The organism is Mycobacterium dioxanotrophicus, from assembly GCF_002157835.1.
Classification (GTDB): domain Bacteria; phylum Actinomycetota; class Actinomycetes; order Mycobacteriales; family Mycobacteriaceae; genus Mycobacterium; species Mycobacterium dioxanotrophicus.
In genome coordinates this window covers 5,593,274-5,615,728 of sequence record NZ_CP020809.1, presented here as the reverse complement: position 1 = coordinate 5,615,728, position 22,455 = coordinate 5,593,274, and the positions used below count along the sequence as shown (strand labels likewise).

Below are 22,455 nucleotides of genomic sequence, written 5' to 3'. Positions count from 1 at the left end.
CGGTCTATCGTCCGATTCATGCCGATCAACCCCAACGCCATCGGTGAGAAAACCGATCCGTACGTCTTCGACTGGACCGATCGCGACACCCTGCTCTACGCCATCGGCGTCGGCGCGGGCCTCGACGATCTGCAGTTCACCACCGAGAACAGTCACGACATCGAGCAGCAGGTGCTGCCGACCTACGCGATCATCGCGTGCTCGCCCTTCGCCGCGGCCGCCAAGATCGGCACGTTCAACTTCGGGATGCTGCTGCACGGCTCCCAGGAAATCCGGGTGGCAAAACCGTTGCCGCCTGCCGGGAAACTGAAGGTGGTCTCCGAGGTTGCCGACATCCAGGACAAGGGTGAGGGCAAGAACGCCGTGGTGATGTTCAAAGGCATCGGCACCGATCCGGCGACCGACGAGGTGCTCGTGGAAACCCTTACCACCGTGGTGATTCGGGGCGAGGGCGGTTTCGGAGGACAGCCCGGGCAGCGTCCGGCGGCCCCGGAGATCCCGGAGTCCGAACCGGATGCCCGATTGGCGCTGCCCACCCGCGAGGACCAGGCGCTGATCTACCGGCTGTCCGGTGACCGCAATCCGCTGCACAGCGATCCGTGGTTCGCCAAGAACCTCGCGGGCTTCCCGAAACCGATCCTGCACGGGCTGTGCACCTACGGCGTGGCCGGGCGTGCCCTGGTTGCGGAGTTGTGCGGCGGGAACGCGACCAAACTGCGTGCCGTTGCGTCGCGGTTCAGTTCACCGGTGTTTCCCGGGGAGACGCTGACCACGTCGATCTGGCGCACCGAACCCGGGAAGGCCGTGTTCCGCACCGCCGCCGCCGCACCGGACGGCACCGGCGAGCGAGTGGTGCTGGACGACGGCGTCGCCGAGTACCTCGACTGATTGTTCCGCGCCGCGGTCAATTTCGGCGAAGCGCTGATAAACCGCGCCGTGGGTTGACAGGATCTGTGCGACTACGGTCGCACAACGCAGTGCGGGAACGGTGGTGCCTGATGAAGTTGGTCGTTGGATATCTCGCCACAGCCGGTGGCGCCGACGCGTTGGCTCTGGCGGTGCGATTCGCCCGAACGCTCGGCGCCGAGGTTGAGATATGCATCGTCTTACCTCAGGACACGGGCCTGCCCGCACTGGTGCCCAAGGGCGGATATGAAGAGGTGCTCGCCGAGCAGGCCAAGGGCTGGCTCGCCGACGCGGTTGCCTCGGTACCCGACGACGTTGTCGCCCACAGTCATCTGAGTTTCGACGAATCGTTCACCGACGGACTGATCCACGAGGCGGTGCGGCTCGACGCCGAGGCCATCGTGGTCGGCGGTTCCGGAGGCGGCCTGGCAGGCAGCTTCTCGCTGGGCTCGGTGGTCAACGAACTGCTGCATTCGTCGCCGGTCCCAGTGGCGGTGGCGCCCCGCGGAACTCGGCAATCGACGATCGAACGGGTTAGGGAAGTCACCTGCGCACTCGGCACGCGCAAGGGTGCGGATCGGTTGCTGGACACCGCGGTACGGGCCAGCAAGGCGGCAGGCACCCCGCTGCGGCTGGTGTCGCTGGTAGCACTCGATCCCACCTTCGGTACGTTGCGCTCAGATGACGACGCCGTTCGTGAGCACGCGCAGGACCACGCCCGCGAAACCTTGGAAACCGCGAAAGCCAGTCTGCCCGAGGGCTTTCCGGTGACCTCGACGGTGGTGAACGGGGCGACGGTGGAAGCCGCGGTGAACAAGCTCGAGTGGCACGACGGGGACGTGCTGATGGTGGGTTCCAGCCGGCTGAGCGCACCCAAGCGCATTTTCCTCGGCTCCACGGCCGCAAAGATGTTGCGGGTGGTCGATGTTCCGATGATTGTGGTCCCGCGCGACGATGTGAGTGACGGCGAGGGTCAGTGATGCCTGAAACCCCTTCGGAATCCGTGGCGCATCACGAGCTGGAGGTGGCGGAAGGAGCGGCCGGGCTGGTTTCCAAGGGCCTGGCCGCCGGTAAGGTCGGGACGTTTTCGGGTGCCGTGCTCGGCATCTCGTCGGTCGCCCCCGGCTACACCCTGACCGCCAGCATCGGGCTGATCGTCGCGTCCGTCGCACTGAAGATGCCGGCCATCCTCATCGCCGGGTTCATCCCGATGTTCCTCACCGCATACGCCTATCGGGAACTGAATTCCGTTGCCCCCGACTGCGGTGCGTCGTTCACCTGGTCGACCAAGGCCTTCGGGCCCTACGTCGGCTGGATGTGCGGCTGGGGCATGGTGATGGCGACCATCATCGTGCTGTCCAACCTCGCGGCCATCGCCGTCGAATTCTTCTATCTCTTCATCGCGCGGGTCGCCGGGCAACCCCAGATAGCCGATCTTGCGCAGCACAAGGCCATCAACATCGCCACCACGTTGGTGTTCCTGGCCATCGCGACCCTCATCGCCAGCCGGGGCATCACCACCAGTGAGCGGGTGCAGTACGTGCTGGTCGGCTTTCAGATGGTGGTGCTGCTGGGCTTCGCGGTGATGGCCTTCATCCACGTGGGCCGCGGTGCGGCGCCGGCCGGATTGTCGTTCGACCTCGATTGGTTCAACCCGTTGACCGGACTCACCTTCAGCGCCTTCGTGGTTGGCGTCACCGGATCGATCTTCGCGTTCTGGGGCTGGGACACCTGCCTGACCCTGGGTGAGGAGAGCAAGGATCCGACGAAGGTGCCAGGCCGCGCGGGGCTGCTGTGCGTGCTGTCCATCTTGGCCACCTACCTGTTGATCGCGGTCGCGGTGATGATGTACGCCGGCGTCGGGGAAGACGGCCTCGGCCTTGGCAATCCGGAGAACGAGAGCAATGTCTTCGCCGCACTGGCCGATCCGGTGCTCGGCAAGTGGCTCGGTCCGTTCCTGTTCCTGGCGGTGCTGGCATCGTCGGTGGCGAGCCTGCAGACCACCTTCCTGCCTGCCGCCCGGGCCATGCTGGCCATGGGTGCGTACCGGGCGTTCCCACCTCGGTTCGCCGAAGTGAGCCCGCGCTACCTGGTGCCACGCTTCGCGACGGTGACCGCAGGCGTGGTGACGGGTGTCTTCTACACCGTGGTGAGCCTGCTCTCCGAAAGCGCCCTGCTGGATACCATTGCCGCCCTTGGCATCATGATCTGCTGGTACTACGGCATCACGGCGTTCGCGTGTGTCTGGTACTTCCGGCGAGAACTGTTCACCAGCGCCCACAACATCGTGTTCAAACTGCTGTTCCCGCTGACCGGTGGCATCATCCTCGCCGCAGTCTTCGCGTTCTCGATCAAGGAGAGCATGAACCCGGAGAACGGCAGCGGCGCCGCGATCGGCGGTATCGGGCTGGTGTTCTTCATGGGGTTCGGCATCCTGCTGCTCGGTGCCGTGCTCATGCTCGTGTGGCGCTCGCGCAGTGAGGCGTTCTTCCGCGGCGAGACGCTACGCCACGACAGCCCGTCGATGGCGTAGCGCGGCGGAGCCGGTCCGCGTCACACGGCGTAGGTCCGGTCGATACCCGACTCATCCGGAACATGCGCCAGGTGGAACGGGTCGAGGATGTTCCACGCCGTGACGAAGGCCTGCTGCTTGAGATCGTCGGCCGGGTGCTCCACGTTGAGCAGATCGGCGACCTCGTCGTACCCGTAAAACGCGATCGAGCCGGGCTGGGTGGTGATCAGCAACTGGTTGACGATGACCTGGCGTGCACGTGCCCCGTCGTCCCCGCTCTGCAGGGCGGGGGACAGGTTCGGGATGATCTTGGTGGCAGGCACGACGATGTTGAGCCACGGCACCATCTGGCTGACCCGGTAACCGGCCTCCACACCTTCGCGGGTGAAGGGCTGCAACGCTTCCGGGGTGATCCCGATCAGGGTGCTGCTGAGCTGCTGCACCAGCTCGGGCTCGTTCGTCGGCGTCGGATCATCAGTACGGAACGGATTCGGGCTCCAGGCCGGGGCAGCCGTCGGTGCAGGAGTGTCGGCCTGCACAGCCGCCCGTGACACCGGCGCGTCGACGGAGCTGTCCGGCTTCGGCGCGGTGGGCTGTGCGGCGGCCTGCCTGGGCTCGAACATCTTCTTGAGCCGGTCGACCTGCTTGGCCTCGAAGTCCGCCGGGCTCGGCGTGGGCTTGCTGCCGACCTTGGTCACCGGTTTCGCGGCGGGCTTGGCCAGCGAGTCCGAGATCGACGCGGACACCGAGTGCGCCGTCTTGGTGACCTGAGCGCTGACCTTCGCCACGTTGTCATTGATCTTCGACAGCGTCTTGGCCGGCCCCGGCGCAGAGCGTTTGGGCCCGGCATTGACCGACGTACTGGTGCCGGCGTCCTTGGCGGCCGAACCGCCGTCGGTCGCGTCGGCGTTGGCGGTGCCCTGGCCGGCAGCGGCGATCGCCGCACCCACACCCACGGCTACCGCCACACCGCCGACATAACCGATGTACTTCGTTGACGCCATTGCCGTCCTTTGCAGTCGATCCCCCAGCCCACGGGCATCGTAGGGTGTTCACAGCAATTTGGCAGCTTGATCGGGCGGTTCAGCGGCGCCGGTAGAAACCTTCTCCGGTCTTCACGCCGAGCTTGCCCGCGTCGACGTAGCGATGCAGCAGCTCACGTGGCCCCGCCGGAAGGTGCGGATTCTCCTCGGCGTAGTGGTTCTCGATGTCGAGCACGACGTCGAGGCCGACCTGGTCCATCATCTGGAACGGCCCGACGGGCATGTGCCAGTTGATCCGGAACATGCCGTCGACATCCTCCGGACGGGCCACGCCCTCGGCGACGACTTCGAGACACTCGCGTTTGATCGCCGCCCACACCCGGTTGAAGATGAAGCCGACGCTTTCCTTGCGGGCCTCGAACGGATGGATGTCGTACTCGGGCAGCACCGCCAACAGAGTGTCGAGCACCTCGCGGCTGGTTTCGCCGTCGGACATCAGGTCGACGGCGTTGGACCCGGGCGGCATGTAGAAGTGCATGTTGCACATCCGGCTCTTGTCCCGGATGTGTTCTGTCATCAGCCGGGACGGATACGACGACGAATTGGTCACGAAGATCGTGTCGGCGGGTGCTGCAGCGTCGATCTGGCCCCACAGCGGGATCTTGATGTCCAACCGTTCGGGGACGGCCTCCACGACCAGCCAGGCGTCCCTCAGCGCGTCGGCGACCGACCCGGCGGCCTCGGCGCGACCGACCGCACCCGAGCCTCGGCGCTCGATCACCCCGGTCAGCGTCCGTGCGACATATTCCGTTGCAGCGGTGGCTTGTTCGGCGCTCGGATCGTAGACGCGGGCAGTGCCGCCGCGGGAGGTGAACATCAGGGCGATGCGCCGTCCGAGCGTGCCGGCGCCGATCACGGCGACCGGGCGGTGCTCGACGTCGGCGAAGGTGTGTGCGTAGGTCATGTACCCTCCTGTCGACTCAGATCCCGGCGATCCCGGAGATCGGTTCACCCATGTCGGCGACCAGCCGAGGGGCCCCGGGACGCCCGGGCAATGGCACGGCCCGGATGTGCCCGCCGAGGTCCGAGACGTACGCGGTGTCCTCGTCGACGGCAAGGCCGATCGCTTCGGCGAATCCGTCGGCGAGGATCTCCGGTTCGACCCCGGTGGCACCGGGGCCGGGTAGCGGTGCCCTGTTGAGGGTGTTGCCGGCCGGCGGAGCGCCGCGGTCGGTCCAATACAGCCAGTCGCCGTGGACCTCCAGGTCGATCGGCTCCGGCAGGTGATCCCACAGCACGTCGATGTCGGTACGGTCGGCCGCGGTCTGCCCGGCGGGAATGGTCAAGCCGGCCCGCAGGATTCGGCCTTTGCCGCCCTTGGCCGGCCCCTTCTGGGTCCAGTAGAGGTGAGTGGACGTGACGGCGACGCCGACGCATTCCTGCAGCCAGCTGTCGTCACGGGCGTTGACCACGAGGTCGGTCAAGGCGCTGCCGTCGGGACGCACACAGCTCACCCGGCAGCCCTCACGGTCACCCCAGTAGAGGGTGCCTGCGGCGTCGATGGTGAGTTGCTTACCGGTTGTCAGCGAACCGACGGGAATCACGTCGTGTGCGTCGGTGCCATCCAGGCGCACCGCGTGCAGACCCCCGTTACGCGACGAATAGTCCAGGCTGGCTTCGCCTTTGAGTGCCGGGTCGCGGGTGGGGACGCCCATGGTGGTCCAGTAGATGACACCGTCACGCACCACCACGCCGTCGGGGGACGGGCCGAGGCCGTCGTTGTGTACGGGTGTCGCTGAGCCGTCGGCGATGTTCACGCGGTACACCGCACCTGAACGGATACCCAGCGCGATCAACTCATGGAACACGATTTCCTCCCCGGTCGAGGCCAGGCTACCCGGGCCGGCTGGCAACAGCCGAGGATTTGCCGGTCGCCTCGGTCACACCCAGGTCCCGCCGTCGACCCGCAGCGTTGCACCCGTGACGTAGGACGCGCGGTCGCTGAGCAACCAGGCGGCGGCTTGAGCGATCTCGTCGGGCCGCGCCGCGCGGCGCAGAGGTGTGTCCGCGACCAGTCGTTCGACGACCCCGGGACTGGCGTCCTCCCACTGCTGGATCATTTCGGTCATGGTCGGCCCGGGAGCGATCGCATTGACCCGGATACCCTGCGGCCCGTAGCTCACGGCGGCTGACTCGGTGAGGCTGTTGACCGCTCGCTTCATCGCTCCGTAGGCCGGCAGGTCGGGATTGCTGTGCAGGCTCCCGATGCTGGAATTGTTCAGGATCGCACCGGTTTTGGTCGTCGCGCTGATGGCGGTCACCTCGGCGGACAGCGCCAGCCACAGGCCTTTGAGGTTGACCGTGTAGACGTGGTCGAAGTCGTCTTCGGACACCTCGTGCAGTGGTCCCGGCGGCTGGATCGTCGCACCGTTGTTGAAGGCGATGTCGAGACGCCCCCAGAGCTCGACGGCACGCTGCACCGCGGCCCGCACACTGGATCCGGCGGCCAGGTCACAGACCACGTAATCGGCGGTGCCGCCTGCGGATCGGATGTCCTCGGTGACCGCCTTGAGCTCGCTCTCGGTCCGCGCCGCGAGGACGACGGTGGCGCCCTCGGCGGCGAACAACTGAGCGGCCGCGGCGCCGATACCGCGACCCGCGCCGGTGATGAATGCGATCTTGCCTTCCAGCAGGCCGGTTTTCGTGGGGGAAGTCATGACAGCGAGCCTGCGGGCGCGCGCCGGTCTTATCCAGGTATCAGCGGTACCTGGCTGCGTTCGGCGGTCGCACGGAGAATGGCGGCGTGGACAAGCGAGAGTTGGGCGCGTTCCTGCGTAGCAGGCGCGAGCGGATCCGGCCTGCGGACGTCGGTCTGCCTGTCGGGCAACGGCGGCGCACCCCGGGTTTGCGGCGCGACGAGGTCGCGCATCTGGCGTTCATCTCGACCGACTACTACACGCGTCTCGAACAGGCCAGGGCCCCGCACCCGTCGGGTGACGTGCTTTCCGGTCTGGTTCGCGCACTTCGCCTTTCCGATGCCGAGCGGGCGTATCTCTACTTGCTGGCCGGCGTCGAACTCCAGCGGCCACCCGGCCCGCCGCGGGAGGTACGCCCGAGCATCCTCAACCTGATCCAGCGGTTGCCGCAAGCTGCTGCCATCGTGCTGTCGGCGACCTATGAGGTGCTCGCCTGGAACGACCTGGCGTGCGCGCTGATGGAGGACTTCTCGGCGCTGTCGCGCCGGGACCGCAATCTGGTGCGACGGGCGTTTCTCGGGCCCCATCCGGCGGACGGGCGGCGGCTGTACGGGGTGTCCGACGCCGACGAGTTCTCCCACACTGCCGCACTGCACCTGCGCGCCACTGCCGCACGGTATCCCGATGACCCGGAGACCAGTGAGCTGATCGCCGAACTCCGTTCCGGCAGCGAGGAATTCGCGCGGTTGTGGAATGCGCATGACATCGTGGCCCGGCCGACCCTGTGCAAGACGTTCGCCCATCCGGTGGTCGGCCCGGTTGCGGTCAACTGTGATTCGCTCGACATCGCCGACCGCGATCAACGCGTGGTGATCTACACGCCGGAACCGGGCTCGCCGTCAGAGGAGGCGATGCGGCTGCTGGCCGTTCTGGGCACGCAACGCATGGACGTTCCGGGCTGACCGGTCATCGGTTCACCGGCCGGTCGAGCCGTCGATCAGTTCGCGGATGACGTCCGCATGACCCGCGTGGCGCCCGGTCTCCTCGATCATGTGCGTGAGGGCCCAGCGGAGGCTGGGGGTGGCGCGTCCGGGGACGGGCGCGTTGAGATCGCCACAGCCGTCCAGCATTTCGTTGGCGCGTGCGACCGTGGCCCGATAGCGGGCGACGACGTCGGCGGCACTGTCCGCCTGCGGAGCGCAGAACGTCGCCTGCCAGTCGGTGACGTCCTCCCCGAGGAAGATCCAGCGTTCGACGTGCGTCAGGTGCTCGACGAGGCCGAGCAGGTTGGTGCCCGACGGCACCGCGGCCGTCCGCACGGCAGGCTCGGGCGTCCCGTCCACCTTGGCCGCGATCGAGGTGCGGAGGTAATCGAGAAAACCGCGCAGAGTCGTCGTCTCGTCGGACCCGGTCCGGGGTGGCGGGGTGTCGTGAGGCATGTGCCAAGTCTGGCCGGGCCGGCGCCACCTGGCACGCGGACTTGCTGTTCGGGCAAGGGCGATGAGTTTCGCCGCGATGCCACGTCTATATCGACAAATCGGACATCCCGAGGAGGGCACCATGACTGCCACGTACACCTTCGACGTGTTTTCCAGCCTCGACGGCTATGGCGGGATCAGTGGTGGTGACTGGGGCGGCTACTGGGGTAAGCAGGGTCCCGAACTGCTCGATCACCGGCTTTCGCTCTACGGCGCCGAGCAGCGGATGGTGTTCGGCGCCAATACCTATCGGACGTTCACGGCGCTGCTGAACTCGGGCACCGAGGAGTCGGTGGGCGACCCCTGGGTGACCCGCATGCGGAACCTGCCTGCGACGGTCGTGTCGAGCACCCTGGACGGGCCGCTGGACTGGCCGGACGCGACCGTGGTGAGTGGTGATGCCGTCGACGTCGTCGCGAGGCTCAAGGGGGAGTCCGACGTTCCGCTGCGTTCGCACGGCAGCCTGTCGATGAACCGGGCGCTGATGGCCGCAGGCTTGGTCGACCGCATCCAGGTGACGATCTTCCCGGTCATCACAGGTCAGACCGGTGACGACCCGATTTTCCGGGGTGCGGCCGACTTCGACCTCGAGCTGATCGAGAGTCGCACGCTCGACGGCCGCATCCAAGAGCTCACGTACCGGCCCTCCCTGCATCCGTAGTGACGCGTACGAACATATGTTCGATAAACTAGCGCGGTGGGTTGGCACAACGGGCCGCCGAGCTGGGCCGAGATGGAGCGGGTGCTCTCAGGTCGGATGCCTCGGCCCGCCGAGGAAGGCAAGCCGCGCCGCTCCGGGCTCCCGCTGGAAGAGTCCGGCGACGGCGGTGACAGTCCGGCCTGGTCACGTAAGCGCGGGGTCTATCAACCGCCCGAGGTGTCCCGCGCGTCCGGCGCAGTGCCCTATGCCGAGTTGCACGCACATTCGGCGTACAGCTTCCTCGACGGCGCCGGCACCCCGGAGGAGATGGTCGAGGAGGCGGCCCGGCTGAATCTGCGGGCCATCGCGTTGACCGACCATGACGGGCTCTACGGGGTGGTGCGGTTCGCCGAGGCCGCACGCGAACTCGACGTGGCCACGGTGTTCGGTGCCGAGCTGTCGTTGGGCAACACGCCCCGCACCGACGTCCCGGATCCGCCCGGCCCGCATCTGCTGGTGCTGGCCCGCGGGCCCGAAGGCTACCGGCGATTGTCGCGCGAGATCGCCAGGGCTCACCTGGCCGGCGGTGAGAAGGGAAAGCCTCGCTACGACCTCGACACCCTCACCGAGGCGGCAGGAGGGCACTGGCACATCCTCACCGGATGCCGCAAAGGTCATGTCCGCCAAGCATTGTCCGACGGTGGCCCGGAGGCCGCCGAGCGGGCGTTGGCGGACCTGGTGGACCGGTTCGGGCAGAGGCGGGTCAGCGTCGAACTCACCCACCACGGCCAGCCGCGCGACGACGAACGCAATGCCGCGCTGGCCGACCTGGCGCCGCGGTTCGGGGTGAACATCGTCGCGACCACGGGCGCGCACTTCGCCGCGCCCTCCCGCGGACGCCTCGCCATGGCCATGGCGGCGATCCGCGCCCGTAACTCGATGGAGGCCGCGGCGGGCTGGCTGGCCCCGTTGGGTGGGGTGCATCTGCGCTCGGGGGAGGAGATGGCGCAGCTGTTCGGTGCCGAAATCGTCACGGCAGCAGCAGATCTGGGTGACCAGTGCGCGTTCCGGCTGGAACTCATCGCCCCGCAGTTGCCGCCCTTCGACGTTCCCGATGGACACACCGAGGACACCTGGCTGCGACACCTGGTCATGGCCGGTGCGGCCGAACGCTACGGTCCGCCGTCGCAGGCGCCCAAGGCTTATGCGCAGATCGAGCATGAACTGAACATCATCGAGCAGCTGACTTTTCCGGGCTATTTCCTGGTGGTGCACGACATCACCCGGTTCTGCAGGGAGAACAACATCCTGGCCCAGGGCAGGGGATCCGCGGCCAACTCGGCCGTCTGTTATGCGCTCAAGGTCACCAACGTCGACCCGATCAAGAACGAGCTCCTGTTCGAGCGGTTCTTGTCCCCGGCCCGCGACGGCCCACCCGACATCGACATCGACATCGAATCGGACCTGCGCGAGAACGTCATCCAGTACGTCTACGAACGTTACGGCCGGGATTACGCCGCCCAGGTCGCCAACGTCATCACCTACCGCGGGCGCAGTTCGGTGCGCGACATGGCCCGTGCGCTCGGATTCTCCCAAGGGCAGCAGGACGCCTGGAGCAAGCAGATCAGCCGGTGGAACGGCAAGGTCGACTCCCCGGAGGTCGAGGACATCCCGGAGCAGGTGATCGACCTGGCCACCCAGATCGCCAACCTGCCCCGGCACATGGGCATCCACTCCGGAGGCATGGTGATCTGTGACCGTCCCATCGCCGACGTGTGCCCGGTGGAATGGGCCCGTATGGCGAATCGCAGTGTCCTGCAATGGGACAAGGACGACTGCGCGGCCATCGGCCTGGTGAAGTTCGACCTGCTCGGGCTCGGCATGCTCTCGGCGCTGCACTATGCGATCGACCTGCTTGCCGAACACAAGGGCATCGAGGTTGATCTGGCCAAGCTGGACCTGAGTGAGCCCGCGGTCTACGAGATGCTGCAGAGAGCTGATTCGGTCGGGGTGTTCCAGGTCGAGTCGCGGGCTCAGATGGCGACGCTGCCGCGGCTCAAACCGCGCGAGTTCTACGACCTGGTGGTCGAGGTGGCGCTGATCCGGCCCGGCCCGATCCAGGGCGGCTCGGTGCACCCCTACATCCGGCGGCGCAACGAACAGGAAGAAGTCACCTACGACCATGATTCGATGAAGCCCGCGCTGGAGAAGACCTTGGGCATCCCGCTGTTCCAGGAGCAACTCATGCAGCTGGCCGTCGACTGCGCGGGTTTCTCGGCGGCCGAGGCGGACCAGTTGCGCCGGGCCATGGGATCCAAACGCTCCACCGAGAAGATGCGCAGGCTGCGTTCGCGCTTCTACGACGGCATGCGGGAGAAACACGGCATCACCGGTGAGGTGGCCGACCGGATCTACGACAAGCTGGAGGCCTTCGCCAATTTCGGTTTCCCGGAAAGCCATTCGCTGAGCTTCGCGTCGCTGGTGTTCTACTCGTCGTGGTTCAAGCTGCACCACCCCGCCGCGTTCTGTGCGGCGCTGCTGCGGGCGCAGCCCATGGGGTTCTACTCGCCGCAGTCGCTGGTCGCCGATGCCCGGCGGCACGGCGTCACGGTGCACGGGCCCGACGCCAACGCCAGCCTGGCCTACGCCACATGCGAGAACCACGGGACGGAGGTTCGGCTTGGGCTCGGCAGTGTGCGGCACATCGGCGACGATCTCGCGCAGCGCATCGTCGACGATCGGGATGCCAACGGGCCGTTCGCAACTCTGCTCGACCTGACCGGCCGGATGCAGCTGAGCGTCCCGCAGACTGAGGCGCTGGCCACTGCGGGCGCCCTGGGGTGTTTCGGGATCACCCGACGGGAGGCACTGTGGGCGGCGGGTGCGGCCGCCACCCAGCGCCCCGACCGCCTGCCCGGGGTGGGGTCGTCATCGCACATCCCGACGCTGCCCGGGATGACCGATCTGGAGCTGGCGGCCGCCGACGTGTGGGCCACCGGTGTCTCGCCGGACAGTTATCCCACCCAGTTCCTGCGGGAGGACCTCGAGGCCTTGGGTGTCGTGCCCGCCAACAGACTGTTGGAGATCCCGGACGGAACCCGAATCCTGGTGGCGGGAGCGGTGACTCACCGGCAACGGCCGGCGACGGCGCAGGGCGTCACCTTCGTCAACCTGGAAGACGAGACCGGCATGGTCAACGTGCTGTGCGCGCCGGGGGTGTGGGCGCGCCACCGCAAGCTGGCGCAGACGGCGTCGGCGCTGGTCATCCGGGGCATCGTGCAGAACGCCAGCGGCGCAGTCACCGTACTGGCCGACCGGATGAGCGCCGTCGACCTCAAGGTGGTGTCCCGGTCCCGGGACTTCCGCTGACGGCCGGCTGGTAGGGGGCGTTCCTCCGATCGGAGGACACCGCATTCATCGGGTGCATCCACCACTAGGGCGACAGACTCGGGCCACGTTGGGCGGCATTCTTATCTCAACGGCGAAACAAGCCGACGAGACAAACGAAAACCCAACTCACCCAAAGGATTACAGAAATGATCCGCATCGCAAGCGCAATCGCTCTCCCGATCATCTCCGCCGGCATCATCGGCGGCGCCGCCCTCGGCCTGGCCGGCACCGCGTCGGCCAGCACCACGTCCACGGCGCCTTCCGGTCCGGGCCACTCCTTCAGCCCGCAGGTGCACGCGCACCCGGCCCCCAACGCCCAGCCCGGCTGGCACAACCACCACGGGGCGTGGCACATCGCGGCCCGGCAGGCCAGCTGAGCCCGGTGCTCATTCGCCGGTCGGAGTGGTCCACACCTTGTCGATGGTGATCCGCAGCCGCGTGCTGTACGCGGCCATCGCCTCGGTCAATCCGAACTGCTCCGCATCGGCGGCGTACTTGTCCCAATACGCGGTGTCCTCGCGCGGGTTCACGTCGGTGGCGTCGACCGCCGCGTGACCCCCGACCGCGATGACGCCGCCGCCGTTTCCGTCCGAATCCAGGTTCAGGCTCACCTGCGGATGGGCAGTCACATGGCGGACCTTGGCCGCACCCGGCATCGAGTACACGACGACATCGGTGCCGTCGAAGTAGAACCACACCAACCGGGGCACGGGCTGACCCGATTTCGCGACGGTGGTCAACCAGCCGTAGTGGTCGGTGGTCAGGCGTTCGATTACTTCCGCTGTCAACTCAGCACTCATGGCCCGAATGTAGTCTCGCGCCATGACAGCCGATTCGAACCTGAACTTGTCCACTGACGAACTTCTGACCACCACTCGATCGGTGCGCAAGCGACTCGACTTCGACAAGCCGGTGTCGCGCGAGGTGATCATGGAGTGTCTGGACCTGGCGCTGCAGGCGCCGACCGGTTCCAACGCTCAGGGCTGGCAGTGGGTCTTCGTCACGGACCCGGCGAAGAAGAAGGCGCTGGCCGACATCTACCGCTCCAACGCCAACCCCTACCTCGACCTGCCCGCACCCGAGCGCGGCGACATCCGCGACGAGCAGATCGGCGCCGTGATGAGCTCGGCGAAGTTTCTCAACGAGAACTTCGAGAAGGCACCCGTGTTGATGGTGCCGTGCCTGGAGGGTCGCCCCGACGGAGCGCCTGCCGGCATGCAGGCGTCGTACTGGGGCTCACTGCTGCCCGCGGCATGGAGCTTCATGCTTGCGTTGCGCTCGCGGGGCCTGGGTTCGGCGTGGACGACGCTGCACCTGTTGGGCGACGGTGAGAAGCAGGCCGCCGAGGTGCTGGGCATTCCGTTCGACAAGTACGCGCAGGCCGGGCTGTTCCCGATCGCGTACACCAAGGGCACCGACTTCAAGCCGGCCAAGCGGCTACCGGCCGAGCAGCTCACGCACTGGGACACCTGGTGAGTCACCCGCGGGGCCTTATATATGGGGGATTCAGACGGCGCCGGTGAAGCCGTGTTGCCGCCATGCCTCGTACGCGGCGACGGCGGCGGCGTTCGACAGGTTCAGCGACCGCCTGCCGTCGAGCATCGGGATGCGCACGCGGCCCGTGATATGCGGGTCCGCGAGCGTCTCGGCATCCAAACCGGTCGGTTCCGGTCCGAACATCAGTACATCGCCCGGTTGGTAGCTGACATCGGCGAATGGCGTCGATGCGTGCGCGGTGAACGCATAGACGCTGGCGGGCATCAGCGCCGACCACGCGGTGGCGAGATCCGGGTGCACGGTCACCGACGCCAGGTCGTGGTAGTCGAGCCCCGCGCGGCGCAGTTTGGGTTCCGACAGATCGAATCCCAGTGGCTCGACCAGATGCAACTCGCAGCCGGTGGCCGCGACCATCCTGATCGCGTTACCCGTATTGGGGGCGATTCGAGGCGAGAAAAACAACAACCGGAACATTTCGAGGTCATCGTACGGCGGGCCGCTGCACCGTACTCCCGGCGACGGCCATCGACAAGATCAGCGATGGTTGCGAGCTTTGCTCAATTACCACACGACTGCGCTACGGCTCGGTCACGAACTCTGTCTGTTCAGTAAGAATTGTGGAAACGCTCGCCAGCGGCTGTCATACTCGTCGAATTGCCAGGCGTAGTGACGCCCGCCCAAGCGTGGGCGAAATTAGCAGGAAGCCTAATGAATCACGCCTCAGGACCGAAGTGCCGAGATGCGGCCGGTAGCAGGGTTGGATGCCGATGACCGCCTTTTCGCAGCTCAAACAGGCCGACGGAACGGTGGTCGAATTCGCGTCGACGCCACACGTGCCGGCAAAGCGACCGTCGCGTTGGTCGCCTGCCAACTGGCCCGTCCGCGGGAAAGTGCTCGCCATCGTCATGGTGCCGCTGATTCTCGCCATCGTGTTCGGCGGATTGCGCATCTACGGCAGCTCTGTCGAGGCATCCCGGCTGCGCCTGGCGGCAGACCGCGCCGAGATGATCCCGGACGTCGACAAATACATGGCGGCGCTGGAAAGCGTCATGGTGGCCGCCACCGAGGGTGGTGACAGCCAGGCCGCGGTGGCGGAGTTCACCGCGCGCAAGAACGACCTGCGTCAGCGCACGGACTCCACCCAGGTCGCCGACGACGTCGCACAATCGGTGAACAGCTTGATCGACAAGGGCCAGGAACTGGTCGGTGCGGTGATGGCCAACGCCGTCGACCTGCGGACGCGGGTGATGGGGTACGGGTCGCTGCTGCTCACCGCGGAGACCGCGATCACCGGATCGGCACGTACCGACGACCAGAACGTGCAGCTCAAGGCCGACGCGTTGTCCCGGGCCATCGGCGCCCGCGGGCAGATGATGATGCAGCGGCTGCTGGTCACCCGCGGCGGCGACCTGCCCGAGCCGGTCCTGCGCAGCTCGATGGTCGCGCTGGCCGGTACCGAACCGTCGACCGTGACGGCGATGGCAAAGGTGCTGGGCGGGGCCTCGGAGCAGGCGGCGACGCTGCGCTCGGAGATGGTCAAGCGGCTGGGCATGTTGTCCGATCCGACGATCCCGCTCGTCGACAACCCCGATCTGCTTGCGTCGCTGCAAGCCACCGACAAGGTCGCCGAGCAGATGATCGGCGACTTCACCGAATCCATCCCGGCCGCCGTCGACGCCGAGGCCAACCATCAGCGCAGCGCGGCCATCCGTGACGCGATTCTGGTTGCCATCGCCATCGTCAGCGCATTGGTGATCGTGTTGCTCGTCGCGCGGTCACTCGTGCGTCCGCTGCGGACCCTGCGCGACAGCGCCCTCAAAGTCGCCCACGAGGATCTGGCGACCGAGATCGAACGCGTCCGCAGCGGCGGTGAGCCCGGCATCGTCGAGCCGCTGCCCGTGTACACCACCGAAGAGGTCGGCCAGGTGGCGCACGCCGTCGACGAACTGCACCAGCAGGCCGTCTTCCTGGCCGGTGAGCAAGCTCAGCTGCAGTCGCAGGTGTCCGACATGTTCGAGACGCTGTCGCGGCGCAGCCGTTCGCTGGTGGACCAGCAGCTGTCCCTGATCGACCGGCTCGAGCGCGACGAGGACGATCCCGACCGGCTGGAAAGCCTGTTCAAGCTGGACCACCTGGCTGCCAGGATGCGACGCAACGGCGCCAACCTGCTGGTGTTGTCGGGCTCGAAGGTGACTCGCGAGCACAAAGACCCGGTCGCGATCGACACGATCATCAACGCCGCGGCCTCCGAGGTCGAGGACTATGCCAGGGTCATCACGGCCACCGTCGCCGAGGCCGAGGTCGTCGGATCGGCATCAGGTGACCTCATCCACCTGCTGGCCGAACTGCTCGACAACGCGCTGCGCTACTCGCCGCCCATCTCCCAGGTCCGGGTGTCGGCCGTGTATGCCGACACCGGCGGGCTGGTCATCGAGGTCAGCGACATCGGCCTGGGCATGACCGAGGCCGATCTGCGGGTGGCCAACACACGTCTGCAGTCCGGTGGTGAGGTCAACCCGTACACCGCGCGCCACATGGGCCTGTTCGTGGTCGGGCGGCTGGCCACCCAGCACGGGCTGGTGGTCCGGCTGCGCAGCACCATCGCCGAGGAACCGAACTCCGGCACCACCGCCGGCATCTACATTCCGGCGGAGCTGCTGGTGCGTGACGGGGTGTCCCTGGCCCCCGCGCCGCGCCCGGCGGCCAATGCGTCCGGTGACGCCCCGATGGGACTGGCCGCGGCGATGGGCCTCGACGCCCGGCCGGGCGGTTCGGCCGACGTCGCCCAACCGCTGCGCAACGGCCACGCCGACGCGCCGTTCGGATTGCTGCCGCAGCGCAACCCTGGCGCCAGCGGCATATCCGAGCTGCCCCCGACGCTTGCGCCGATCACCTCCGAGCCGTCGGAGCCCGCGGCCGGAGAACCCGCGGTGGAACCGGCGGCCGAGGCGCTGCCGGTGCGCGAGCCGGCCGCCTCGTGGCCGCAGCAGTGGCCGACCGAGGACGAGGAGCATCCCAGCCAGGACACGGCTGACGGGGCGCTGACCAACACGGCGGTCACCAACACTTCGGCGTTCTTCGCCTCGCGCGCACAGGCCGCCTCCAACGGCGCACAGCCGGAGTTCACCCCGCCGGCCCCTCCCGCCGCGCCGCAACCCGCGGCCGACGAGCCGCAACCGGCGACGACCGCCGGGGACGGCGACGCGATCTACCAGTCGATGGTGACCGAATGGGACATCGACCCTACGACCCACGTCCGCAGCGCCGACCTGGACTGGAAGACCGTCTGGGAGAAGGGCTGGACCGTCGCCGCCGCGGCGCAGGACGCGCCCGTCGAGCAGCACACCGAAGAAGGTCTGCCCATGCGTACGCCGGGTGCCCGCCTCGTCCCCGGCGGCGTCGCGGCGGTCGCCGAACTCAACGGCCGGCACCGCAACCGCGGAGCACACCGGTATGACGACAGCGCGCAAGCGGTAGCATCGGCTGACAAACCTGACAGCGGCGTATTCGCGGCGTTCCAGCCGCGTGATCCCGAGGCCGTCCGCGCGAGCATCAGCAACCATTTCGGCGGCGTGGCCGCCGGCCGGTCGCACGCCCGAGAGACCAGAGGAACAGATAGCGAATGACCCGTGGAGGAGCGCAGCGCGATTCTCTGGACTGGTTGGTGTCCAAGTTCGCCCGCGAGGTGTCCGGGGTGTCGCATGCCGTCCTGGTGTCGGCAGACGGCCTGTTGATGGCGGCCAGCGAGGACATGCCGATCGAACGTGCCGACCAACTCGCGGCGGTGGCGTCCGGGTTGGCCAGCCTGGCCACGGGTGCGGCGCAACTCTTCGACGGCGGCAACGTGCTGCAGTCGGTGGTCGAGATGGACAACGGCTACCTGTTGTTGATGCGGGTCGGTGACGGTTCGAACCTCGCGACGCTGGCCGGCCGGTCCTGCGATATCGGGCAGATCGGGTACGAGATGGCGATCCTGGTGGAGCGCGTCGGCGCCGTTGTGCAGTCGTCGCGCCGGGCACCCCAACCTTCGTGAGCGCTTCATGGACGCATCTGATCCCGCCGAGCAACCGAGCCTGGTCCGTCCGTACACGCTGACCGCTGGCCGCACCGATTCTCGCGTCCACCTGCCGTTGGAGGCACCGGTGGAGACATTGGAGTCCCCGGCGCGTGAACCGCGTTGGTCGGCGCGTGATGTCCGTGGTCAAATCGTGGAACTGTGCGTCGACAGCCCATCTGTGGCGGAGATCGCGGCACATTTGTCCCTGCCGCTCGGCGTGGCGCGCGTGCTAATCGGGGACCTGGTGACGCAGGGTTATCTACGGGTGCATACCACCCTCGACGACTCGACGACCTTCGACGAGCGCCGCGAACTGATAGGAAGGACCCTGCGTGGTCTACGGGCACTCTGACCGCGCCGACGGCAAACCGCGGCGGCGGGCTGCGTCGACGAAGATCGTCATCTCGGGCGGCTTCGGGGCAGGCAAAACGACGTTCGTGGGTTCGGTCTCGGAGATCATGCCGCTGCGGACCGAGGCGTTGGTCACCAACGTCTCCGAAGGCGTCGACATCCTCGACGGCACCCCGGACAAGCGGACCACCACGGTCGCGATGGACTTCGGCAGGATCACCCTCGACGAGGATCTGGTCCTCTACCTGTTCGGCACTCCGGGCCAGCGCCGGTTCTGGTTCATGTGGGACGACCTGGTTCGCGGGGCCATCGGCGCCATCGTGCTGGTCGACATCCGCCGGCTGCAGGACAGCTTCGCCGCGGTGGACTTCTTCGAGGCCCGCAACCTGCCGTTCATCGTCGCCGTCAACGAATTCGACGACGCACCGCGGCACCCCACGCAAGCCGTGCGCAAGGCGCTCGCGCTGCCCGACCACATCCCGGTGATCACCGTGGACGCCCGGGACCGCAACTCGGCCAAGGCTGCGCTGATCGCCATCACCGAATACTCACTCAGCAGCCTGACGGCACTGCCGGGCTGAGCCCGTGGCGGACCTGTCCTGGGTCGACGAGGAATTCGTCGGCGTCGATTTTCGTGCCGACGAATACGACGGAGCTCTGAGCCGGCTGCGCACCGAGCGTGTGGTCTTCACCGAGTGCGATTTCAGCGGCGTCGACCTGTCCGAGTCGGAGCATTCCGGCTCGGCGTTCCGCAACTGCACGTTCCGGCGGGCCACGCTGTGGCACAGCACGTTCACCAACTGCAGCCTGTTGGGTTCGGTGTTCACCGAAGCGCGGCTGCGGCCGATCACCCTGGTGGAGTCCGACCTGACGCTCGCGGTTCTCGGCGGCTGCGATCTGCGCGGCGTCGACCTGTCCGACTGCCGGCTGCGGGAAACCAGTCTGGTCGGCGCCGATCTGCGCAAGGCAGTGCTGCGGCGTGCCGACCTGACCGGCGCCCGGGTCCAGGACGCCAAGCTCGAAGAGGCTGATCTGCGCGCCTCCCGCGTCGACCCCACGTTCTGGACGACGGCGAAGCTGCGTGGCGCCAAGGTCGACATCGAGCAGGCATTGGCCTATGCGGCCGCCCACGGACTCGCCGTCGGCGGGTAACTGTTCTTCGCCGAGCAGACGTCAAAGTCCCCGACACGCCGCGTTTGGCGTACCCGAATGTCTGCTCGCCCGAGAAAACTCAGCTCTTCAGGCGGATCTTCCAGCGCACGAAGCCGATGTAGAACACCGACAGCCCGGCCAGCATGGCCATGTTGAACAGCCACGCGCCTGACGTGTGTTTCCACAGCGAGTCGTCGGGCATGATGGGCGGCTTCACCAAGTCGGTGAGTCCGACGGTCGATGCCGTCGTCGCAAAACCCCAGCGAGCCGGGGTGATCCACGACAACTGATCCAGCCCGGCGCGGCCGGTCACCGGGATCATTCCGCCCGAGAACACCAGCTGGCTCATGACCGCGACCACCAGCAGCGGCATGATCTGCTCGCTGGTCTTGGCCATCGACGACAACGCGAGGCCCACCGTGGCGGCGCAGACGGTACATGCGGCCATGCCGACGAACAGTTCGAAGGACGCACTGCCGAGCACGTTGGCGCCCTGGGTGGGCGCGCCGACACCGATGATCGTGATGGCGGTGACGATGCCCGCCTGGATCACCGCGAAGACGCTGTACACGCAGATCTTGGCCAACAGATACGCCGACGTGGACAGGCCGACAGCCTGCTCACGCAGGAAGATCGCGCGTTCACCGATCAGGTCGCGCACGGTCAATGCGGTGCCCATGAAGATGGCGCCGACGTTGAGCAGCACCAGCACCTGGCCGGGCTGGTTCGGCGCGTCGCTGGCCGGATTCGGCGGTCCGAAACCCGTCTCACCGGGCACCGACAGGGACAGCACGCCCATGATGAACGGCAACAGCGCCAGGAAGATGAAGTAGCCGCGGTCGGAGACGATCAACCGCATCTGGCGGCGCGCGATGGTGGAGAACTGGCGCAGCAGGCTGGTGTGGACCGGCTCGCCGAGGTTGGCCGGCTTGTCCGCGGGCGGCCGCTGCGGGGGAGGACCGTGGATGGCCAGGTACCGCTGCTTGGCCGCTTCGGGGTCGCCTGCGACGGTGCTGAAGATGTCGGCCCAGTTGGTGGTGCCCAGCTCGGTACCGATCTCGCTGGGCGGCCCACAGAACGCGGTCTTGCCGCCGGGAGCCAGCAGCAGCACCTGATCGCACACGTCGAGATAGGTCAGCGAGTGGGTGACGACGAGCACCACACGGCCCGCGTCGGCCAGCTGCCGCAGCATGGTCATGACCTGCCGGTCCAGCGCAGGGTCCAGGCCCGAGGTGGGCTCGTCGAGGATCAGCAGTGACGGGCCGGTGAGCAGCTCGAGCGCCACCGACGCACGCTTGCGCTGGCCGCCCGAGAGCTTGTCGACGCGAGTGTCGAGATGCTTGGTCATCTCGAGTTCCTCGAGCACCTGCATGACGACCTGCTCGCGGTCGGCCTTGGTGGTGTCGGGCGGCAGGCGCAGCTCGGCGGCGTACATCAGGGCCTGCCGGACGGTGAGCTGACCGTGCACCACGTCGTCCTGCGGCACCATGCCGATACGGGAGCGCAGCGATGCGTACTCGGCGTGGACGTCGTGACCCTCGAACGTGATCGTGCCGCTGGTCGGATGGGTCAGGCCCGCGACCTGCTTGGCGAACGTCGACTTGCCCGCACCCGACGGGCCGATCACGGCCGTCAGCGTGCCGGGCCGCGCGTCCAGCGAGATGTTGTCCAGCAGAGTCTTGTTGCCCTCGATGGTCCACGTGAGGGCACGGACCTCCAACCCGCCGGTGCGGGTGTCGGCCTCGGTCTCGCTGCGCCGCACCAGCGTTCCGCCGGTGTAGGTCAGGTCGACGTTGCCGATGGTGACCACGTCACCGTCGTGCAGGATCGCCGAGTCCACCCGGGCGCCGTTGACGAACGTGCCGTTGATGCTGCGTTCGTCGCGGATCTGGGTGCCGCCGGGCATCGGGAGCAGGGTGGCGTGATGGCGTGAGGCCAGCACGTCGGGGATCACGATGTCGTTGTCGGTGGCGCGACCGATCTTCACCGCACCCGTGGCCGGCTCGGGCCCGCGGCCCGGCCGCAGGATCTTGAGCATGCTGGTCGCCTTATTGGCGATCGGCTCGTTGCCGCCGCGGGGCGCCGACACAGCGGGGCCCATGGTGGTCGGGGCCTGCGCCGACGGAGGGCCCGTGGGCCGCGGCGGTGGCGGTGGTGCGTACGACTGGGGGGAGCTGGGATAACCGGTGTGCGGACCGCTCGGGTACCCGGTCTGCGGACCACTCGGATAGCCCGATTGCGGGCCGCCGGAGAAGCCGGGCTGCGTGCCGGTGGGGTAGCGCTGCTGTGGGCCCGACGGATATCCCGGGCGCTGCGCGCCGGCCGGGGGCTGTTGGTGCGGCTGCTGCCAGCCGCCGCCCGTGGGCGCCTGGGTGGGCCAGCTGCCGGACTGCCGCGTGGCGATGGGCACCGCGACCGTCGGCGTACGGCCCACGTTGCCCTGGTGGTGGCCGACCTCGAAGCTCAGCTGCGGGCCGTCGGGGTTGCCGATGTTGATGACCTGGCCGTCCTGGATGTCCACCGAGGGCACCCGGCGGCCGTTGACGTACATGCCGTTGAGGCTGCCGTTGTCGATCGCGACCCATCGGCCCTGGTCGAACCGCAGCACCAGGTGGGCACGCGAGATCAGCGGGTGGGCGATGCGAACGTCGGCGCGTAGGTCGCGGCCGATGACGACATCGTTGCCTGCGGCGAAGGTACGGGTCGACCCGTCGTACCGAACGGTCAGCGCGGGTGGGGCTGGTCGGCTCATCGGGACCAACTCTAACCGTCCGGCTGCATGAATTGCCGCGC

Annotated in this window: 21 protein-coding genes; 13 read left to right on the top strand and 8 right to left on the bottom strand. The window is 67.5% G+C overall.

All coding sequences use genetic code 11. From position 1 onward, the window contains the following. Window positions 1-18: 18 nt before the first annotated feature. The 3 genes from BTO20_RS27350 to BTO20_RS27340 all read left to right on the top strand — a co-directional run bounded on the left by BTO20_RS27350 (window position 19) and on the right by BTO20_RS27340 (window position 3,439). Window positions 19-888, top strand: a complete 870-nt coding sequence (locus tag BTO20_RS27350; RefSeq protein WP_087079108.1) for a MaoC family dehydratase — start codon at window positions 19-21, stop codon at window positions 886-888. A gap of 110 nt (window positions 889-998) precedes the next feature. Further along, entirely contained in the window at window positions 999-1,886 is an 888-nt protein-coding gene (locus BTO20_RS27345; protein ID WP_087082771.1) for a universal stress protein, read from the top strand. Beyond that, window positions 1,886-3,439: an APC family permease gene (locus BTO20_RS27340; RefSeq protein WP_087079107.1), complete on the top strand. Its 1,554-nt coding sequence runs from the start codon at window positions 1,886-1,888 to the stop codon at window positions 3,437-3,439. Before BTO20_RS27345 ends, BTO20_RS27340 begins: the two co-directional genes overlap by 1 nt. A gap of 20 nt (window positions 3,440-3,459) precedes the next feature. On the opposite strand, the gene BTO20_RS27335 is transcribed toward BTO20_RS27340, so the two are convergent. The 4 genes from BTO20_RS27335 to BTO20_RS27320 form a co-directional block, all read right to left on the bottom strand. Then, the gene (locus BTO20_RS27335; protein ID WP_087079106.1) at window positions 3,460-4,422 is read right to left on the bottom strand and encodes a hypothetical protein; all 963 of its coding nucleotides are present in this window, start codon (window positions 4,420-4,422) and stop codon (window positions 3,460-3,462) included. Window positions 4,423-4,501: 79 nt separating this feature from the next. Then, complete coding sequence (locus tag BTO20_RS27330; protein ID WP_087079105.1) at window positions 4,502-5,365, bottom strand: 3-hydroxyacyl-CoA dehydrogenase family protein; 864 nt, start codon at window positions 5,363-5,365, stop codon at window positions 4,502-4,504. Between the two features lie 16 nt (window positions 5,366-5,381). Continuing rightward, window positions 5,382-6,314 (bottom strand): SMP-30/gluconolactonase/LRE family protein, encoded by a 933-nt coding sequence (locus tag BTO20_RS27325; RefSeq protein ID WP_232490870.1) that lies wholly within the window; start codon window positions 6,312-6,314, stop codon window positions 5,382-5,384. Between the two features lie 27 nt (window positions 6,315-6,341). Further along, entirely contained in the window at window positions 6,342-7,118 is a 777-nt protein-coding gene (locus BTO20_RS27320) for an SDR family NAD(P)-dependent oxidoreductase (protein ID WP_087079103.1), read from the bottom strand. Window positions 7,119-7,204: 86 nt separating this feature from the next. Here BTO20_RS27320 and BTO20_RS27315 point away from each other — a divergent pair, with 86 nt between their 5' ends. Further along, on the top strand, window positions 7,205-8,059 hold the full coding sequence (locus BTO20_RS27315) for a helix-turn-helix transcriptional regulator (protein ID WP_087079102.1): 855 nt from the start codon (window positions 7,205-7,207) through the stop codon (window positions 8,057-8,059). Window positions 8,060-8,071: 12 nt separating this feature from the next. Here BTO20_RS27315 and BTO20_RS27310 read toward each other — a convergent pair whose 3' ends face one another. Further along, entirely contained in the window at window positions 8,072-8,536 is a 465-nt protein-coding gene (locus BTO20_RS27310) for a DinB family protein (RefSeq protein WP_087079101.1), read from the bottom strand. Window positions 8,537-8,657: 121 nt separating this feature from the next. On the opposite strand from BTO20_RS27310, the gene BTO20_RS27305 reads away from it, so the two are divergent. From BTO20_RS27305 to BTO20_RS27295, 3 genes are all read left to right on the top strand, one after another. Continuing rightward, complete coding sequence (locus BTO20_RS27305) at window positions 8,658-9,236, top strand: dihydrofolate reductase family protein (protein WP_087079100.1); 579 nt, start codon at window positions 8,658-8,660, stop codon at window positions 9,234-9,236. Between the two features lie 36 nt (window positions 9,237-9,272). Then, window positions 9,273-12,584 carry an error-prone DNA polymerase gene (locus BTO20_RS27300; protein WP_087079099.1) on the top strand — a complete coding sequence of 1,104 codons (3,312 nt, stop codon included), beginning with the start codon at window positions 9,273-9,275 and terminating at the stop codon, window positions 12,582-12,584. A 167-nt stretch (window positions 12,585-12,751) separates the two neighbouring features. Then, window positions 12,752-12,982, top strand: a complete 231-nt coding sequence (locus BTO20_RS27295; protein ID WP_087079098.1) for a hypothetical protein — start codon at window positions 12,752-12,754, stop codon at window positions 12,980-12,982. 9 nt (window positions 12,983-12,991) lie between these two features. On the opposite strand, the gene BTO20_RS27290 is transcribed toward BTO20_RS27295, so the two are convergent. Next, window positions 12,992-13,405: a TIGR03667 family PPOX class F420-dependent oxidoreductase gene (locus BTO20_RS27290; protein ID WP_087079097.1), complete on the bottom strand. Its 414-nt coding sequence runs from the start codon at window positions 13,403-13,405 to the stop codon at window positions 12,992-12,994. A 22-nt stretch (window positions 13,406-13,427) separates the two neighbouring features. Here BTO20_RS27290 and BTO20_RS27285 point away from each other — a divergent pair, with 22 nt between their 5' ends. After that, the gene (locus BTO20_RS27285; RefSeq protein WP_087079096.1) at window positions 13,428-14,081 is read left to right on the top strand and encodes a nitroreductase family protein; all 654 of its coding nucleotides are present in this window, start codon (window positions 13,428-13,430) and stop codon (window positions 14,079-14,081) included. A gap of 30 nt (window positions 14,082-14,111) precedes the next feature. Here BTO20_RS27285 and BTO20_RS27280 read toward each other — a convergent pair whose 3' ends face one another. Continuing rightward, a complete protein-coding gene (locus BTO20_RS27280; protein WP_087079095.1) occupies window positions 14,112-14,576 on the bottom strand; it encodes a tRNA (cytidine(34)-2'-O)-methyltransferase in 465 nt (154 codons plus the stop codon). Window positions 14,577-14,869: 293 nt separating this feature from the next. On the opposite strand from BTO20_RS27280, the gene BTO20_RS27275 reads away from it, so the two are divergent. The 5 genes from BTO20_RS27275 to BTO20_RS27255 are packed head-to-tail and all read left to right on the top strand — an operon-like array spanning window position 14,870 to window position 19,662. Further along, window positions 14,870-17,728, top strand: coding sequence for a HAMP domain-containing sensor histidine kinase (locus tag BTO20_RS27275; RefSeq protein WP_157680338.1), 2,859 nt, complete (start codon window positions 14,870-14,872; stop codon window positions 17,726-17,728). Then, complete coding sequence (locus tag BTO20_RS27270) at window positions 17,725-18,135, top strand: roadblock/LC7 domain-containing protein (RefSeq protein ID WP_064946806.1); 411 nt, start codon at window positions 17,725-17,727, stop codon at window positions 18,133-18,135. The genes BTO20_RS27275 and BTO20_RS27270 overlap by 4 nt, the downstream gene beginning before the upstream one ends. 7 nt (window positions 18,136-18,142) lie before the next feature. Beyond that, window positions 18,143-18,511 (top strand): DUF742 domain-containing protein, encoded by a 369-nt coding sequence (locus tag BTO20_RS27265; RefSeq protein ID WP_087079093.1) that lies wholly within the window; start codon window positions 18,143-18,145, stop codon window positions 18,509-18,511. Next, window positions 18,492-19,091, top strand: a complete 600-nt coding sequence (locus BTO20_RS27260) for a GTP-binding protein (RefSeq protein ID WP_087079092.1) — start codon at window positions 18,492-18,494, stop codon at window positions 19,089-19,091. Before BTO20_RS27265 ends, BTO20_RS27260 begins: the two co-directional genes overlap by 20 nt. A 4-nt stretch (window positions 19,092-19,095) precedes the next feature. Then, window positions 19,096-19,662 carry a pentapeptide repeat-containing protein gene (locus BTO20_RS27255; protein ID WP_087079091.1) on the top strand — a complete coding sequence of 189 codons (567 nt, stop codon included), beginning with the start codon at window positions 19,096-19,098 and terminating at the stop codon, window positions 19,660-19,662. 79 nt (window positions 19,663-19,741) lie between these two features. Here BTO20_RS27255 and BTO20_RS27250 read toward each other — a convergent pair whose 3' ends face one another. Beyond that, complete coding sequence (locus BTO20_RS27250) at window positions 19,742-22,414, bottom strand: FHA domain-containing protein (protein ID WP_087079090.1); 2,673 nt, start codon at window positions 22,412-22,414, stop codon at window positions 19,742-19,744. Window positions 22,415-22,455 lie beyond the last annotated feature (41 nt).

Bases quoted from the DNA above. Each gene is read 5' to 3' on its own strand.
- BTO20_RS27250 (WP_087079090.1), bottom strand. From the start codon at position 22,414: ATGAGCCGACCAGCCCCACCCGCGCTGACCGTTCGGTACGACGGGTCG.
- BTO20_RS27330 (WP_087079105.1), bottom strand. From the start codon at position 5,365: ATGACCTACGCACACACCTTCGCCGACGTCGAGCACCGCCCGGTCGCC.
- BTO20_RS27345 (WP_087082771.1), top strand. From the start codon at position 999: ATGAAGTTGGTCGTTGGATATCTCGCCACAGCCGGTGGCGCCGACGCG.
- BTO20_RS27320 (WP_087079103.1), bottom strand. From the start codon at position 7,118: ATGACTTCCCCCACGAAAACCGGCCTGCTGGAAGGCAAGATCGCATTC.
- BTO20_RS27285 (WP_087079096.1), top strand. From the start codon at position 13,428: ATGACAGCCGATTCGAACCTGAACTTGTCCACTGACGAACTTCTGACC.
- BTO20_RS27350 (WP_087079108.1), top strand. From the start codon at position 19: ATGCCGATCAACCCCAACGCCATCGGTGAGAAAACCGATCCGTACGTC.
- BTO20_RS27290 (WP_087079097.1), bottom strand. From the start codon at position 13,405: ATGAGTGCTGAGTTGACAGCGGAAGTAATCGAACGCCTGACCACCGAC.
- BTO20_RS27275 (WP_157680338.1), top strand. From the start codon at position 14,870: ATGACCGCCTTTTCGCAGCTCAAACAGGCCGACGGAACGGTGGTCGAA.
- BTO20_RS27335 (WP_087079106.1), bottom strand. From the start codon at position 4,422: ATGGCGTCAACGAAGTACATCGGTTATGTCGGCGGTGTGGCGGTAGCC.
- BTO20_RS27265 (WP_087079093.1), top strand. From the start codon at position 18,143: ATGGACGCATCTGATCCCGCCGAGCAACCGAGCCTGGTCCGTCCGTAC.
- BTO20_RS27340 (WP_087079107.1), top strand. From the start codon at position 1,886: ATGCCTGAAACCCCTTCGGAATCCGTGGCGCATCACGAGCTGGAGGTG.
- BTO20_RS27310 (WP_087079101.1), bottom strand. From the start codon at position 8,536: ATGCCTCACGACACCCCGCCACCCCGGACCGGGTCCGACGAGACGACG.
- BTO20_RS27270 (WP_064946806.1), top strand. From the start codon at position 17,725: ATGACCCGTGGAGGAGCGCAGCGCGATTCTCTGGACTGGTTGGTGTCC.
- BTO20_RS27295 (WP_087079098.1), top strand. From the start codon at position 12,752: ATGATCCGCATCGCAAGCGCAATCGCTCTCCCGATCATCTCCGCCGGC.
- BTO20_RS27280 (WP_087079095.1), bottom strand. From the start codon at position 14,576: ATGTTCCGGTTGTTGTTTTTCTCGCCTCGAATCGCCCCCAATACGGGT.
- BTO20_RS27305 (WP_087079100.1), top strand. From the start codon at position 8,658: ATGACTGCCACGTACACCTTCGACGTGTTTTCCAGCCTCGACGGCTAT.